18 protein-coding genes are annotated in these 15,535 nt (G+C 59.4%); 11 read left to right on the top strand and 7 right to left on the bottom strand.

Translation table 11 applies throughout. From position 1 onward, the window contains the following. Positions 1 to 296: 296 nt before the first annotated feature. Both sucB and nadA read right to left on the bottom strand, forming a co-directional pair. Entirely contained in the window at positions 297 to 1,565 is a 1,269-nt protein-coding gene (gene sucB / locus IT585_00550) for a dihydrolipoyllysine-residue succinyltransferase (GenBank protein ID MCC6961721.1), read from the bottom strand. Between the two features lie 96 nt (positions 1,566 to 1,661). Continuing rightward, on the bottom strand, positions 1,662 to 2,753 hold the full coding sequence (gene nadA / locus IT585_00545; GenBank protein ID MCC6961720.1) for a quinolinate synthase NadA: 1,092 nt from the start codon (positions 2,751 to 2,753) through the stop codon (positions 1,662 to 1,664). Between the two features lie 177 nt (positions 2,754 to 2,930). On the opposite strand from nadA, the gene IT585_00540 reads away from it, so the two are divergent. Continuing rightward, on the top strand, positions 2,931 to 3,356 hold the full coding sequence (locus IT585_00540) for a hypothetical protein (protein ID MCC6961719.1): 426 nt from the start codon (positions 2,931 to 2,933) through the stop codon (positions 3,354 to 3,356). 10 nt (positions 3,357 to 3,366) lie between these two features. Here the strand turns inward: IT585_00540 and IT585_00535 are convergent, their stop codons facing one another. After that, on the bottom strand, positions 3,367 to 3,549 hold the full coding sequence (locus tag IT585_00535) for a hypothetical protein (GenBank protein MCC6961718.1): 183 nt from the start codon (positions 3,547 to 3,549) through the stop codon (positions 3,367 to 3,369). Between the two features lie 141 nt (positions 3,550 to 3,690). On the opposite strand from IT585_00535, the gene IT585_00530 reads away from it, so the two are divergent. Beyond that, positions 3,691 to 3,981 carry a hypothetical protein gene (locus IT585_00530; protein MCC6961717.1) on the top strand — a complete coding sequence of 97 codons (291 nt, stop codon included), beginning with the start codon at positions 3,691 to 3,693 and terminating at the stop codon, positions 3,979 to 3,981. A gap of 14 nt (positions 3,982 to 3,995) precedes the next feature. On the opposite strand, the gene IT585_00525 is transcribed toward IT585_00530, so the two are convergent. Further along, positions 3,996 to 4,577, bottom strand: coding sequence for a hypothetical protein (locus IT585_00525; GenBank protein MCC6961716.1), 582 nt, complete (start codon positions 4,575 to 4,577; stop codon positions 3,996 to 3,998). Positions 4,578 to 4,706: 129 nt separating this feature from the next. On the opposite strand from IT585_00525, the gene IT585_00520 reads away from it, so the two are divergent. The 3 genes from IT585_00520 to IT585_00510 all read left to right on the top strand — a co-directional run bounded on the left by IT585_00520 (position 4,707) and on the right by IT585_00510 (position 7,334). After that, on the top strand, positions 4,707 to 5,015 hold the full coding sequence (locus tag IT585_00520) for a hypothetical protein (protein MCC6961715.1): 309 nt from the start codon (positions 4,707 to 4,709) through the stop codon (positions 5,013 to 5,015). Positions 5,016 to 5,106: 91 nt separating this feature from the next. Further along, a complete protein-coding gene (gpmA, locus tag IT585_00515) occupies positions 5,107 to 5,856 on the top strand; it encodes a 2,3-diphosphoglycerate-dependent phosphoglycerate mutase (GenBank protein MCC6961714.1) in 750 nt (249 codons plus the stop codon). Positions 5,857 to 5,876: 20 nt separating this feature from the next. After that, positions 5,877 to 7,334, top strand: coding sequence for a leucyl aminopeptidase family protein (locus IT585_00510; GenBank protein MCC6961713.1), 1,458 nt, complete (start codon positions 5,877 to 5,879; stop codon positions 7,332 to 7,334). 76 nt (positions 7,335 to 7,410) lie between these two features. Here IT585_00510 and IT585_00505 read toward each other — a convergent pair whose 3' ends face one another. Continuing rightward, complete coding sequence (locus tag IT585_00505; GenBank protein MCC6961712.1) at positions 7,411 to 8,133, bottom strand: DUF1573 domain-containing protein; 723 nt, start codon at positions 8,131 to 8,133, stop codon at positions 7,411 to 7,413. Between the two features lie 217 nt (positions 8,134 to 8,350). Between IT585_00505 and IT585_00500 the strand changes: the two genes are divergently transcribed. The 3 genes from IT585_00500 to IT585_00490 all read left to right on the top strand — a co-directional run bounded on the left by IT585_00500 (position 8,351) and on the right by IT585_00490 (position 11,049). After that, entirely contained in the window at positions 8,351 to 9,361 is a 1,011-nt protein-coding gene (locus IT585_00500; GenBank protein MCC6961711.1) for a GNAT family N-acetyltransferase, read from the top strand. 91 nt (positions 9,362 to 9,452) lie between these two features. Next, on the top strand, positions 9,453 to 10,397 hold the full coding sequence (locus IT585_00495; GenBank protein MCC6961710.1) for a ring-cleaving dioxygenase: 945 nt from the start codon (positions 9,453 to 9,455) through the stop codon (positions 10,395 to 10,397). 4 nt (positions 10,398 to 10,401) lie between these two features. Beyond that, complete coding sequence (locus IT585_00490) at positions 10,402 to 11,049, top strand: alpha/beta hydrolase (protein ID MCC6961709.1); 648 nt, start codon at positions 10,402 to 10,404, stop codon at positions 11,047 to 11,049. Here IT585_00490 and surE read toward each other — a convergent pair. After that, positions 11,046 to 11,792, bottom strand: a complete 747-nt coding sequence (gene surE, locus IT585_00485; GenBank protein ID MCC6961708.1) for a 5'/3'-nucleotidase SurE — start codon at positions 11,790 to 11,792, stop codon at positions 11,046 to 11,048. The genes IT585_00490 and surE overlap by 4 nt on opposite strands. 4 nt (positions 11,793 to 11,796) lie before the next feature. Beyond that, complete coding sequence (locus IT585_00480) at positions 11,797 to 12,462, bottom strand: glycosyltransferase family 2 protein (GenBank protein ID MCC6961707.1); 666 nt, start codon at positions 12,460 to 12,462, stop codon at positions 11,797 to 11,799. 172 nt (positions 12,463 to 12,634) lie between these two features. Here IT585_00480 and IT585_00475 point away from each other — a divergent pair, with 172 nt between their 5' ends. From IT585_00475 to IT585_00465, 3 genes are all read left to right on the top strand, one after another. Next, positions 12,635 to 13,360, top strand: coding sequence for an HAD family hydrolase (locus IT585_00475; protein ID MCC6961706.1), 726 nt, complete (start codon positions 12,635 to 12,637; stop codon positions 13,358 to 13,360). An 84-nt stretch (positions 13,361 to 13,444) separates the two neighbouring features. After that, positions 13,445 to 14,851: a phenylacetate--CoA ligase family protein gene (locus IT585_00470; GenBank protein ID MCC6961705.1), complete on the top strand. Its 1,407-nt coding sequence runs from the start codon at positions 13,445 to 13,447 to the stop codon at positions 14,849 to 14,851. Continuing rightward, positions 14,848 to 15,535: hypothetical protein (locus IT585_00465; GenBank protein ID MCC6961704.1), on the top strand; the 688-nt coding region annotated here is incomplete at its 3' end. The genes IT585_00470 and IT585_00465, both read left to right, overlap by 4 nt.

Raw genomic sequence — 15,535 nt, 5'->3', positions numbered from 1 at the left:
TGGCTCCCATTGTTAAGGGGGATTCGGGATCGGCGAGTGCGGTGGGTTGACAGAAAGTGCGGGTTGGTCGTGTTGGCCGGTTAGAGCGGCAGGTCGCCCCACGAAGTGCGCGAGAGTCGTGGATCGGTAGGGATCGATGGCGCTTCGCGGGAAGACCTGCCGCAACGACGATCCCTTGTTCATCTGGACGTGCCGGCGGTGGGGCACTGAATGAACCTGGATTCCCGCCTTCGCGGGAATGACGCGAGAGCTTTCGCGAGAATGACGCGAGCACGCAGCTCAGGAATTACGATGAGCTAAAGCAGCATCAGTTCCGGTTCTTCGATGTAGCCGATCAGTTTGCGCAGGAACTGCACGGCGTAGTGGCCGTCGATCAGGCGATGGTCGAAGGAGAGTCCGAAATTCATCATGTCGCGGATGACGATCTGGTTGTCGCGCACGACCGGGCGTTTTTGGATCGCGTGGATGCCGAGAATCGCCACTTGCGGCTGGCTGATGATCGGCGTCGAATTGAGCGCGCCATAACCGCCTGCATTGGTGAGCGAGAAGGTGCCGTCCTCGATATCCTGCGGCAGGAGGCGTTCGGCGCGAGCGCGATCGCCGAGGTCTTTCAGCTCTTTCATGATCTGAACCACGCCCTTCTGGTCGGCGGCCTTGATCACCGGCACGATCAGACCCGACTCGCGGGCGACGGCGATGCCGATGTTGAAGTAGTGCTTGACGATGATCTTGTCCTCGGTCATCGAGGCGTTCATCAGCGGGAAGTCTTTCAGGGCTTTGCAGGCGGCGGCCACGATAAACGGCATGTAAGTGATGCGGATGCCGTGCTCTTTTTCGAGGCGGTCGACGTTGCGGGCGCGGAACTCGACGAGGCGAGTGAAATCGCATTCATCGAAGGTCGTGACGTGCGGCGAAGTCTGTTTCGATTTCACCATATGGTCGGCGATCAGCTTGCGGACGCGCGGCAAGGGGATTTCCTCCACGCGCTTGCTGGTATCAAAGACCTGTTTGGGCGCGGCCGCCGGAGTGTAGGTCGCTGCCGGAGCTGCAGCAGCAGGAGCACCACCACCGCGCTGGGCGATGTAGTCCTCGACATCCTTTTGGGTCACGCGGCCGTCGGTGCCGGTACCGTGCAGTTGGGTGACGTCGATGCCGTGTTCCTTAATCAGCCGGCGCACAACGGGCGAGAGGCGCATTGGTCCAGCCGGAGCAGTTGCCACCGGGGCGTGAACCGCCACCGGCGCTGCGGGAGCAGCTTTGGCCGCCGCTTTGGGCGCAGCAGCCGCCGGAGCCGGCGCACTCGCTGTGGCGGCACCGGGTTTCTCACCGGGGGCACCGATAATGGCGATTTCTTTTCCGACAGGAACGATGTCGCCGACCTTGGCCTTAATCTCGAGGAGGACGCCGTCGGATTCGGCCGGCACCGAGACATTGACCTTGTCGGTGAGCAGTTCAACGATCGGCTGATCCTTCTTGATCGCCTGGCCGACTTCGACAAACCATTGATTGATAGTCCCTTCCACCACGGATTCACCCATTTGCGGGACTTTCAAGACATAAGCCATTATCGCAACTCCTTATCGCAAATAACTACATTCAGAATCAATTCGAGCGTCCCGCCCGATTTGCCGCCCCGTAAACAGCTTGAGATGATAACAGGATCATCCAGCGATGGCAAGCATTCTTTCCAAAGCTATGCGCGCGTTGTGCTTGACGTCGTCATAGACCGTCATCGGCTTCAAAGTCTCCAAGTGATCGAGCGTATAAGCCAGATCATTGAGCGTGGTGCGGTACATGTTCACGCACATGGCGCAAGTTTGTCCGGCCAATTCGAGAATTTTCTTATCGGTGTGAAGGTGCGCCAAGCGGTCGACCAGATTCAATTCGGTGCCGATGGCAATCACGCTTCCCGCCGGCTGTTCGGCGACATACTTGACGATGTGGCTGGTCGACCCGACTGAATCGGCCAGCGCAACCAGTTCTTCAGTGCATTCGGGATGCACGACGATCTTGATGCCCGGGTACTGAGCGCGCATTTCGGTGATGTGATGCGGCTGGAAGACGGAATGCACGTGGCAGTAGCCTTTCCAAGCGATCACTTTCGCGCGCTGGACGGCGGCAGTATCGCGCTTCCCTGCCGCGGCGTTAAAGTCCCAGACGAAGAACTGGTCTTTGGGAATGCCGTAGCGATTGGCGGTATTGCGGCCAAGGTGTTCATCGGGGAAGAAGAAAATCTTGTCGCCGCGCTGGAAGGCCCATTCGAACGCCTTATGCGCGTTGGACGAAGTGCAGATGACGCCGTCGTTTTTGCCGCAGAAGGCTTTGAGGTCGGCAGCGGAATTCATGTAAGAAATCGGGATAATCTTCGCACCCGGGAGAAGCGTCTGCAGTTCGTCCCAGGCGGCGTAGACCGAGTCGATCGCGGCCATGTCAGCCATCGGGCAGCCGGCGAGCGGATTCGGCAGAAAGACCTTCTGTTCCGGTCGCGCGAGAATGACGGCGGCCTCCGCCATGAAGTGGACGCCGCAGAACACGATGAACTCGGCTTCGACAGCGGCACCGATCTTGCACAGGCCATAGGAATCGCCCTGATGGTCGCCGAACTCGACCACAGCGCGGCGCTGATAATGGTGGGTCATGATTACCAAGCGCTTGCCGTATTCGGCCTTCATGGCGGTGATGCGCCGGCGGAGTTCATCGTCGCTCATGGCGCGATAAGTTTCCGGAGTGGTGCTGTAGGCGGCAGGCATCATCGTTGAATCTCGTTTCTCGTAGCGCAAACTAACTGAATCACACTCATGATACAACAGATACGAATCACTGCGCCGTGCTCTTTGCGGCAGCCGGTGAGCCAAAGATCGCCAAATCTATCCGCGACGACTAAGCCGAAGGCATTGCCGCGCCGATAAGAGGATTAAGATGGAGAGGAAATGACCCGCCCAATGACGGAAATCTATCGCAAAGAGTGCCCGTACTGCAAGGCTTGGATCAACCTCGATCAGCTGGTTAATGATCCGCAGGTGCGGTTGATCGGCATGACTTTTGCCGACGACTCGATCGAATGCGTTTACTATTTCTTCCAGCACGATTTGGTCGATTGCGGCACGAGCTTTGTGGTCAAAGCCGAGTTCTTCCTCGACTACATTGGCGAACCACTTCCGAGCCATAAGCTGACCAATCGGGACTGCTGCGAGCAGCACTGCGTCAACCTGAACGATTTGGCGGCTTGCGGCCAAGAGTGCTATTTTGCCCCTTTCCGACGCTTCATGCACCAGATGATCGCCGCGAAAGGTGGCGAGGTGTCCCAGCTCAAGCCGGTCACCGGCGCCCCGCGGCCGAAGAGCTTTGCCGTTTAGGCGGCGATGCTTAGAAGTGAATATCTTTGTGCCAGTTGGTCCCGTGCTTCTTGATTTCGGTTAGTTCCCGCTCCCATTTCACCCGACATTCCGCACAAATCATATTGTTGACGCGATTGGTGTAGCAGTTGCCGGTGCAGGAATACGTCTTCTTGCAGTAGGGACACTGGTGATAATGCAAAGCTTCAGTCAAGGTTTCCATCCTGTCGTAGTTGACACCGGCGCCGGCAATACGGACCCGGCGCTTGACGTTTACCTAACTACATACGTACACTATTTGTCTGATTGAGAGCAAGCGTAAACCGCGAACCTTTTTGGGATTGAGAGACTATCCATGCCCCACTATGTGATCATGTACCGTCCGCCGCGCGCGAGTTTTCCCAGCGATGCTACTGCCGAGGAAGGTGCTGCGGTTTCTCAGCATTTTGCCTACCTGACGGAGCTAATGAACCGCGGTATCTTGCTGATGGCAGGGCGTCGCGACGACGCCGAGTACGGTATTGCGATCATCGAATGCACCGATTTGTCCGCAGCACGTGAGATTGTGTCAGGCGATCCGGTGGTGCAGGCGGGCGTTTTCAGCGCGCGCGTGGATGATTTCAAGCTGGCGCTGTGGCGGAAGTAGCGCGGCGCTGGAATCTAATTCTTGCTCAGCAGCGCGTGCAGAGCCACGAGGCGCTCAGCCCAGAATCGTTTGGTGCGCGTGCGGGTTGAGGCGTTCGGCAATCGGCTGTGTTCGATCTGAACGAGGCATTTATTCTCCCCCTTCTCATAGAAATTGACCACGACCCGGCTATCTGGTCGGAGCCAAGCGATCCGGATGGTCTTGGCTTTTGATGCTGTGCTGATGCGCATCTCATCCTGTCCGAGCCAGCGGCCTCGGAGGCGAGAATCAACAAAGGCACGATACACCGACGACAACGGCAGAGAGAAGGTCTTGCTCGCATTTGCGGAGAAGCCGTCAGTTTTTTGCCCGACCGCCCGCATACCGCACTTCTGTTCATAGCCGACGGTGATCATCTGACACCACCAGGCGCTGAGGACATCACCGTAATTTGCCCGCAGCAACTTGGCAATGTCTTTGTGAGAGAGCTTACGAGCGCCGGCCCGGTCGAGGATACGTGTCCACTCATTCCAGCCGCGGCCGGTGGCTTTTTCGACTGCCGCCGTCGTAACTCCCGCATACTTTTCGGTAACAGTACCAGAACCGGTCGTTTTCATGAATCCTCTTTGGCGCCGGCGCGGCCAGGCGCAGATTTCAGTTCTCGTCAATGATGACATAATATAATCGCTTCGACTTTCACCGGGCAATCTCTATCTTTAGTGGTCAATTCGAGGAGAAGTCTGCTTATGCCCCATTACGTCGTGCTGATCAACTATTGTCGCCCCTTCGCCGAGTTTGAGGCAATCGTGCCGGACCACCGGGCTCATTTGCAGCGGGGCGTCGAGGCCGGTATCGTGTTGCTGTCGGGGCCGCAAAACCCGCGCACCGGCGGCGTGATCATCGCCCGTGCCGAATCGCGCGCGGCATTGGATCGATTTCTTGCCGACGACCCTTATCGGATTAACGGCGTGGCGGATTTTCAGCCGATCGAGTTCACTCCCGGCCGGCACCAGGCGTTCCTCGCCGAGTGGCTAGGGACAAATCCGCAGGTGTAGTCCCGGCGGTGTCAAAAAGGGCTTGGCGGTGAGGATTGTGCATCTCATCTTGCCGGTCGATTGAAGTGAATTCTGTGGAGGAATTGTCTGCTTGTATAAGCTCGTATTGCTTCGCCATGGCGAGTCGGTCTGGAACAAGGAGAATCGCTTCACCGGCTGGACTGACGTCGATCTCTCCGAACAGGGCCGCAAGGAAGCGCAGGAAGCGGCGATAACGCTGCGCGAGCGCGGCTACACGTTTGATCTGGCGTACACTTCCGTGTTGAAGCGCGCCATTCGCACGCTGTGGTACGTGATGGACGGGATGGATCTGATGTGGATTCCCGTGATCCGCAGTTGGCGGTTAAATGAACGGCACTACGGCGCGTTGCAGGGTCTCGACAAGGCTGAGATTGCCGCCAAGTACGGCGATGCGCAGGTGTTGATCTGGCGTCGGTCGTATGATGTGCCGCCGCCGGCGCTGGAGGAGAGCGACGAACGCCATCCCGGCCGCGATCCGCGCTATCGGGCGCTGACCCGGGAGCAATTGCCGCGGACCGAGTGTCTCAAGGATGCGGTCGCGCGCGTGCTGCCGTTCTGGCATGAGCAGATCGCACCGGCGATCAAGTCGGGTCAGCGCGTCTTAATTGCCGCCCACGGCAACAGCCTGCGCGCGCTGATCAAATATCTCGACAACGTTTCCGAGAAGGATATCATCGAACTCAATATTCCCACGGCGATTCCGCTGGTATACGAGTTGGATGCCGACCTCAAGCCGATCCAGCACTATTATCTGGCCGACCCTGAGAAGGTTCAGGCAGCCGTGGCGGCCGTGGCGGCGCAGGGCAAGGCCAAGAAGTAGCTCGCGGAAAGGAGACTCTGATGCCGTACTCGAAGTTTTCGTTGATGCCGAAGCTGCGGTTGCGGGAAGGCGATTGCCTGCTGTTGCCGTACCTTGACAGCGAGAAGGCGATGTATGTCAAATCGGCGCTGCCGAAGGAAATTCAGAAGATCGCGCACTCGCCGAAGGACGCCGGCGGCAATCTCACCCTCTGGCGCGGCAAGAGCGGCGGCCGGGACCTGCTGGTGCGCAGCGTGCGCCTCGACGCCAAATACTCGGACTCGCACCGCGAGCTGAAGAAGGCCGTCGCGGCGACGGTCGCAACGGCTGCGAAGGAAGGTTGCAGGCGGCTGGTGGTTTTGCTCAATACGCAGCACAGCGACTGGCTACTTGATGTGCATGAAGCCGCCTGGCTGGGCGCGTATTCGTTTGACCGCTACCTTTCCAAGAAAGCCAAGCCGATTCCGATCGTCGCGACCGGGCTGAACGCTACCGGCGCACTCGGTCGTCTGCTGCGCGAGCGGGAGGTGATCTTTGAGGCCACGAACATCGCGCGCGACTTGATGAACGAGCCGTCGAACGTCAAGAATCCGGTTACACTGGCGAAAGAATATGAGCGTTGGGCGCGCAAGTCGGGGCTGCGCGTCAAGGTCTGGGATGACCGGCGACTGGTGCGTGAGGGCTGCGGCGGGCTGCTGGGCGTCGGCATGGGCGCCAAGGCGAAGCCGCGAATGGTAATCGCCGAGTACGCACCGCGGGGCGCGCGCAAACATCTATGTCTGGTCGGCAAGGGGGTGACCTACGACACCGGCGGTTATGGCCTGAAGTCCGCGGCGTCGCAGATCGGCATGAAATACGACATGGGCGGATCGGCGACGATGTTCGGTGCGGCGACGGCGATTGCGCGGTTGCGTTTGCCGCTCAGAGTGACTGTTATCACGCCGCTGGCGGAAAACGACATTTCGGGCGAGGCCATCCACACGACCGCCGTGCTGACAACGCGTTCCGGCAAGACGATTGAAGTCGAGCACACCGACGCCGAGGGACGCATCATTCTCGCCGACGCGTTGACACTTGCGGGCGAGCGCAAGCCGGATTGGATCATTGATGCCGCCACGCTCACCGGCGCGTGCGTCGTGGCGCTGGGAGAAGAGATCGCCGGCGTTTTCGGCACCGACCCGAAGTTCACGCAGTCGTTGATTGCGGCGGGTCAGGCTGAGGGTGAGTTGTTCTGGGAGTTGCCGCTCCATCTGCCGCACAGCGAGAAAATCAAGACCACGATCGCCGACGTGAAGAATCGCGGCGATGCCTGGGGCGGCGCGGTAACGGCGGCCGTATTCCTGAAGCAATGGGTAGCCGATGACGCCAGGTGGGTGCACATCGACATGGCCGGTCCCGGCTGCAAGGAGGCCGCGCTCGACCATCTCGGCAAAGGCGCGAAAGGATTCGGCGTCAAAACGCTGGTGCGGCTCGCCCGCATCCTCTCCACTGGAAAGTAGTCCAACAAGGAGCGAGCAAAGCAAGACGGGCGGTCAAGTGACCGCCCGTCGGACATAAAAAGGAAGTGACACGGGTCTAATGGCCGGCGCCGGCCGCGGCCGGTTTGCCCAAGACGACCGGGACGGTGAAGTGCGTCGTCTGGTCGTCGCTGCATTCAAGGGTGAATGACTTTTCGAATGCGTTGGCTTTACACTTGGGATCGACCTGGACTTTGATAGCGGCGGTCTGATTCGGAGCGATGGGAGTGGACGGCAGGGTCACCTTGAGGAATCCCAGCGGCAGGCTGGCCATCTTGAGGGTCAACGGCTGGTCGGAGACGTTCTTTACAGCTATTGACAACTCCTTGGCCCTCTCCCCTTCCGCGATTTCGAGGCTCCACGGCGCCAATTGAATCGGCTTGGCGCTATCGGGAACAGTATTGAACTGCGCGCTGAACCGAAGCAGGAAGCTGCCGCGCTCGTCGTCGTTGCAGGTGACCGTAGCTGTTTTCTGCGTCTTGCCTCGATAGGCTTCGCTGGAGGTGAAGATCAGTTCGACGCCGGTCGAATCGCCGGGCGCCACAACTTCTTTTTCCAGCGGCGCCTTGGTGCAGCCGCATCCCGGCTTGATTCCGAGGATGCGCAGGGAGTCGGTGCCGGTGGATTTCATGTAGTAAGTATGGCTGACTTTTCCAACCTGGGGTATGATCCCGAAGTCGAAGGTCGTGGAGCTGATATCAAGCTTGGCGCCGGCAAACGCTGTGGTCAGGCTGCAAATCAGAAAGATCGAGGCTGCAAACAGAATTCTGCGATAGTTCAAGATTCCCTCCTTCCGGACGCGGCCGGCACAACGCGGTGATTGCTCACATCTCCATAACCAATAGCTGGTTATATCGTCATCTACAACAAATTACGCGCAAAGTTCCCGCGGCGATGGCAAAGCGCCAGCGGTCTCGTGGAGGGGTGTGTCGATTTTGATTCGGTATTAGTTGTGCGATTGGACGGCAATGCTTACCCTGCTGCTATTGAGTTGACCGATGACACTGGTTCCTTTGACCGACTCCCACATCACCGCGTGGCGCGAAGCTGTTGACCGCACCGGTATTTCTCCCTGTCCAACCGGCGGCCCCGAATATGCCGCGAGCATGGATGTCGCCTGGAATAACACGTTCATCTACAGCGCCGGCGACCTGTTCCTGCCGTTTTCACGGCGCAAAAGCACGCATATGGGATTGCTGACATCCGACCACTGGGTTGGCGTGCAGTATAACAGCTTCCTCGGTATCCCGAAAGTCACGGCCGATTGGCTGGACCGGCTAACAGAGCTGCCGCGCAATTGCGTGATCACGCTTCATGTCCCCAGCGCGGAATATGAACCCAACCGCGCGATGTTCGCCAAGCTCAACTACTATCAGTCGGGCGCCTACGATTTCCACAAGGCGGTGCTGGGGCCGACGTATGAGGACTGGTTCAACCAGAAGCCGGTTCAGCGCAACGTACTGCGGCGCGCCGCCAATGTCGGCATTGAGGTGAAATTCGGCGGCCGCGAGCAGTTGGAGAAGTTCTACGAAATCTATGAGCATTCGGTACGACGGTGGCAGGGTCGCGACCCGACCGCATCCTACCATCGTTTCGACCGCATCGAACGGCTCTTCCAATTCCCCGGATCGACAGCGGAAATTGCCGTGGGCTATTATCAGGGTGAGGCGATCTCGAGCGTCATTTTCGGCGGCTATCGGCGGACCGGCGCGTATTTGTTTGGCGGTTTCAAGTATGAATACCAGCAATTACGCGCCACGAATTATGTCCATGCCATGATTATCAAACGCCTGACTGAGCGCGGCATTCAGGAATACAGCCTGGGGATGAGCCTCGGCCGGTTCAACCTCGAGGGGTTTAAAGAGCGGCTCGGCGGCGTGCGCTATCGCTGTATCGTGCTGACGCGCCATCGTTTTCCGCGCCTCAAGAAGATCATCACGCAACTGCGTAAATCGCAATCCCCGACCCGCACTTCCGGCGAGGCCGCCGACCAGGGCGTCACGATCTGACCGGATAAGAAATCAGATTTTTCCGTTCGACCTACGCTAATTTGCCGCCCCGCTCCTCCGTATAGAATTCGGTACATTCAGAAAGAGACAGATGACGAAACCAATTCACGGCATTCACCACATCACTGCAATCTCCGCCGACCCGCAAGCCGGGATCAATTTCTACTCCGGCCTCCTCGGACTGCGGCTGGTCAAATTGACAGTCAATTTCGACGATCCCGGTACTTACCACCTGTATTTTGGCGATGCCCAGGGCAGCCCTGGATCGATCTTGACGTTTTTCCCCTATGTTGGTGCGCGACCCGGCAAGGTGGGCGAAGGCCAGGTTTCAGCTATCGCGTTCAGTATTGCCTCGTCGGCGGTGGAGTTCTGGGCGTTGCGCCTGGCCCGCGCGGGTATCAGCGCGATCGGCCCGATCGAGCGCAATGGTCGCGCCGTGATTGCGTTTGCCGATCCGGACGGCTTGCCGCTGGAGTTGGTCGCTGATGACTCCCGTGCCGGCAAGTACTGGGCGCCCGGCAAAATTCTTGCCGAGCATGCCATTCGCCGCTTCCATGGCGTGACCATGGCGATCACTAATCACGGCGAGACGGCGGAGTTGTTGAAGCGACATTTGGGTCTGAAGGAACTCGGCACGTCGGCGGATCGCGCCAGCTTCCGTGTCGGCGAGGGTGACAACGCGCAGTACGTAGATCTGCTCAAACCGCCCGCCGGCGCCAACGGACGCGGCGGATCCGGTACCGTGCACCATATCGCCTGGCGCTGCTACGATGCCGATCAGCCGGGATGGCGTTCGCGCATTGCCGAACTCGGCTACCAGGTAACGCCGATCGTCGACCGCAAGTATTTTCACTCGATTTACTTCCGCGAACCGGGCGGTGTGCTCTTCGAGATCGCCACTGACGAACCGGGTTTCACTGTTGATCAGACAGAGGAAGCGCTCGGCTCCAATCTTACTCTACCCGACTGGCTCGAAGGTAGCCGCGCGCAGATCGAACTGCGATTACCACCGGTGAAACTCCCCGCACTGACCTAAGACGATGCTGCAAGCCAACGATCTCGGATTTCAGTACGAATTTCTGCCGGCGCGCAGCCCCGATAACGATGTCACCTTGTTGGTGCTTCACGGCACCGGCGGCACGCAATACGATCTGATCCCTTTGGGCGAACGCCTATATCCGGCGGCAGCCATCCTCAGCCCACTGGGCAAAGTTTCCGAAAACGGGATGGCGCGTTTCTTCCGGCGGCTCTCTCCCGGGGTTTTCGATCTGGACGATTTGCGCTTCCGCACCAATGAGCTGGCTGATTTTGTGCGGCGCGCGGTGGCGACGCACCAACTGAACTCACACCGCGTCGTCGCAGCCGGTTACTCCAACGGCGCCAACATTGCCGCCAGTCTGCTGCTTCTGGCTCCCGACGTGCTCCGCTGCGCGGTCTTACTGCGGCCGATGGTGCCGCTGGTCCCCCAGAAGCTGCCTAACCTCGATGGCGTCCAGGTTTTCATCTCCGGCGGTCGTCACGATGAAATCGTGGCACCGGCGGAGGCGGTCCGGTTAGCGGAGCTGTTGCACGAGAGCGGCGCCACGGTGAGTATCCACTGGGCCGAAGCCGGGCATGGTTTGATTTCACAGGAGATTGCCGCCGCCCGCGACTGGCTCGCCGCGCATATCAAGTGCTCGGCGTCTTAGGGTTTCAGACCCCATCTGGCCAATTCTTCACGGAATGAAAAATCGGTCATGTCCATCTTGAGCGGCGTTATCGAGATGTAGCCCTCTTTCGTGGCCGAGTAGTCGGACAATTCGGCATCGCTCCATTCCGGCTCGCCGGCGATCCAGTAGTACTTTTCGCCGCGCGGGTCGATTTTCTCCACGACAATGTCGCGGTAGACGCGTTTGCCCAACCGTGTCGCCATGACTCCCTTGAAGCCGTCGGCCGGAGGGTTCGGCAGGTTGACATTCAGCAGCGTAAAATCGGGTAGCCCGCGCTCCAGCACCTTGGCTGTCAACTTGCGCGCAAAGCGTGCCATGACGACATAGTTGATGTTTTCAAACTCCACCGATGAGAAGGCGATCGACGGAATGCCCAGGATCGCGCCCTCAAAGGCTGCCGATACCGTCCCGGAGTAGGTGACATCATCACCCATGTTCGGTCCGCGATTGATGCCGGAGAGGATGATGTCGGGACGGCGATTATTGAGAATGCCGTACATCGCCACCATGACCGCATCGGTGGGCGTGCCGTCAACGGAATAGTAGTCGGGGCCGATGCGGTTGATCCGCAATGGCCGTTGCAGTGTCAGCGAGTGGCCGGCAGCCGACTGATTGATATGCGGGGCGACGACGAGTACCGAGCAGATCCTGGCGACCTCTTTGGCAAGGCGGCGCAGGCCTTCGGCCTCGTAACCGTCATCGTTCGTCAATAGGGCCAACATGAGTTTACCAAAATAGGGATCGCACCAGCATTTGCAAGAACCGAAGTGTGTCGCGCGCCGGGCGAATCGAGCTCGGGCTGTCGTTGTAGATAGTGCTGATGGGGATGCCCCGGACGCGGAATCCGGCGCGGACGGCACGGATCAGGAGTTCCGGTTCGAGGTCGTAGTGGGTCGACTGCAGGTTGATGCTGCGGAGCACGCGCGCGGGAATCAGCCGGAAACCGCACTGGCTGTCGCTGATCCGGGCCCCGGATACGACGGAGGCGACGAAGCTGGAGAGGGAGTTGGAAATCTTGCGCTCCAGCGGCATGCCGCTCCCTAATCGGCGCACGCCGATGAGGATCAGGTCATCCCAGAAATACTCGTCCAGGAAGCGCTGGATTTCCTCCGGCGCATGCTGCAAGTCGGCATCGAGCGTGATGACCGCGTCGAAGCCGTGCTCGAGGGCGTAGGTGAAGCCGGTTCTCAGCGCCGCGCCCTTGCCGCGATTGGTCTCGTGGCTGAGCACGGTCGCACCGTGCCAACGCGCGACGTCGCCGGAATTGTCAGTGGAACCATCATCAACGACGATGACGGAGAGATGCGGGTACGAGGTGTGAATCGCCTCGATCAGCGGCGAGAGCATGCCGGCGGCATTGAAGGCCGGAATGACGGCGGCGATTTTTTGCATTGGGAGATGATAATCGACGCGGCCGGAGGCGCAACAGCGCAGTTGGGAAATAATGATTGTCTACATAGTAGTGTTTCTGCGACGGCCGGGAGAATTCCTTGCGGCCGCCCGCGATTCTTCGTATCACAGAGTACGAATCCGCCCGCTGTGGGCGTATTTAACGGGAGAGACTGTGACTCAACGCGCGATCTTGTTCGACTTCTGGCAAACCCTTTTTTCCGACTGGAAGGAGCGGGAGACTCTTGCCGCCCGCAAGCAGTTCATGCTTCGGTTCCTGGCTGAGCGCGGCCACGACGGCCACGTCGCGCTGGATGCCGCTTTTGAGTCCTCCCGCCCGTGGTTCACGAATATCTACCTCAACGAGCAGCGCACCCCTTTGGTTGATGAGCGACTGGCGTGGGTGTTGAACCACTGCAATATCAGACTCGGCCCCGCCGAACTGGAGAGTCTGGCGCACGATTTCGCCGAGATGGGCTTGATGCTCGATCCAACGCTGGCGCCAAATGCTGCACCGATGTTGGCCGAGCTGGCGCGCGAGTTCAAGCTCGGCATTGTCTCCGACACCGGCTATACGCCGGGACGAATCTTGCGGCGGCACATGGCGAAGCACGGTGTTCTGGAATATTTCTCCGCGTTTTCGTTTTCGGATGAAACCGGGCGCGCCAAGCCGCATGCTGTGCAGTTCCAGAATGTGCTGCAACGTCTTCAGGTCGAGCCGGCGAACGCTGTTCACTGCGGCGATCTGCCGACGCACGATGTGCGCGGCGCCAAGGCGCTGGGCCTGACTGCGGTGCTCTATACCGGCTTCCACGCCGAGGCGGCCGACGGCAATCCGCCCGATTACGTGATCAGCGACTGGTCGGAACTCCCCGGCGTTGTTGAGCGAGTTTTTTCTTGAATGCCCCCGAGATTCTGCTAACGTTTTCAGCGCGCAACCACGACCGCGATCGACGCGCGCAGGCGATTGAGCGAGATAGCAGGCATGACTTCTTACCGACTTCCTGATTTCAGTTTCGCATGGCACCATTTTCTGCGCCGCCCGTGGAAATTGCGCTGGAGCCTGCGTACGATTCCGGCGCACTATGGTCCCGAATTCGCCGACTACTATGTGATGCTCGGCCAATCGCTGCACTGGCCGGCGGAGCGAATTGAGCAGTATCAATGGCAGCAGGTGAAGTCGCTCATTGCGCACGCCTTGCGCACGGTGCCGTTTTACCAGCGTTGGAGCGCCGAGCATCAGGCTACGGCGGAGGACTTCCGCAGTTGGGGCGATTTCCGCAAGCTGCCGATTATCAACCGCACGCACCTCGACGAAAACCTGCCCGATTTCACCTCATCGGAATATGCCCGGCATCGGGGCGCCCCGGCACAGACGTCGGGATCGACCGGCCGACTGCTGAAGTTCTATCGGTCCTGGAATACCGAAGCCATGCGGCGGGCGGTGCAGTGGCGGCATTTCAACCAGATCGGCTACGAATTCAAGCAGCGCCGCGTCTCACTCAACGTGCCTTTTGTCGGCGAGGAGGCGGACCTGCTGTATCGATACGACCCGATCGAAAATCTGGTCGCATTCAACGGCCGCTTCCTGCACGAGGAGAGCGTCGAGGCCATCGGCGCAGTGATCAGACGTTTTCAGCCGCGGATGTTCTATGCTCACCCGTCAGCGCTGGCAGCGCTGGCGACGGCGATGCGCAAGGCCAACTTGCTGCCGTTGAACATCCCCCTGGTGTATGTCTACTCCGAGGTGATCAGCGCCGCTCAACTTGAGTTGCTACGGCGATGGATCGGGCCGAACGTCCATGACCACTACGGCAATCGCGAGAATTCGGTCAGCGCGTCGCAATTGGCGTGCGGTCGCTACCACATCAACTCCGAGTTTGTCTACAATGAACTGGCGCCCAGTTCAGAGCAGTTTGCCGGCCGGCCGCTGGGCCGGGTACTGGGCACCAACCTCGTCAATTACGCGATGCCGCTGTTGCGCTATGACTGTCGCGATCTGGCGATTGAGATCCGTCCCTGTGACCGCTGCCGCAACGCGCATTCGACAATCGAATTCGTCGGCGGCCGCGACAAGAACTTCCTGATCTCGCGGCACGGGCTCGTGCACTGCCAGTATGACGATATCCTTCACAAGCAGGGGATTGCGATGCCGGAGGATATTCAAGTCGAGCAAATCGACCTCGATACGCTCGTCCTTCGCATGGTGCCTGGCGCACTGTATGAGCGCGAGCGCGACGAGCCGATCCTGGTGGAGCAGTTGCGGGAAGCGACCAAGGACTGGTTTGCGATCCGCGTCGAGTATGTCGATCGCATCCCGCCGACGTCCGGCTTCAAGAAGTCGAAGGTCGTGTCGCGGCTGGGCGAGGCGGCGATCACCGAGAGCGCATGAACCTGATCGAATTGGCCAAGCGTTCAGTGCGCTGGCGTCACCAAGTGACGCCGATTCCGTTTGCCTACGGCCGCGACTTCCGGCGCCAATTCGGATTCCTCAGACATTCGCTGTTGTACGGTGACGAACAACTCCAGGACTACGTCTGGGAGCGCTTATCGGCGGTGATCGCGTTCGCCTACAACGAGACCGCTTACTATCGACGCACTCTCGGCGCTGCCGGCTGTGAGCCGGGCGATATCAAGACGCCCGCCGATTTCGCCAAGTTGCCGACCACCAATCGCGCCGTCGTGCGCGAATTTCTTGAGGAGATGAAGCCGCGCAGCTTTGCGCAGACGCGCCCGATCCTGACCGTCACCTCCGGAACCACCGGCTTTCCGCTGACGCTTTATCGCAGCGCCCGGCACGAATCGCTGCGCAAGGCGGTGGTTTGGCGGCACTACAACGCCCTCGGCTATCGTTTCAAGGACCGGCGCGTAACATTGGGACGCCCGCTCGATTTCCCGCAGAAACATCATTACACGCACCTGGACCTGTTGGAAGCCAACCTCTGGCTGAATACGTTTCATCTGAATCCCCAGGATTTCCGACATATTTATGAGGCGGCGGCGGCGTACAAGCCACGCATGATTGTCGGGCATCCGTCGGCGCTGTATTCGTTCTGCCTGCAATCGGAGAAGTCGG

Source organism: Candidatus Zixiibacteriota bacterium (assembly GCA_020853795.1).
Taxonomy (GTDB): domain Bacteria; phylum Zixibacteria; class MSB-5A5; order CAIYYT01; family CAIYYT01; genus JADJGC01.
This window is presented reverse-complemented; position numbering and strand designations above follow the sequence as displayed.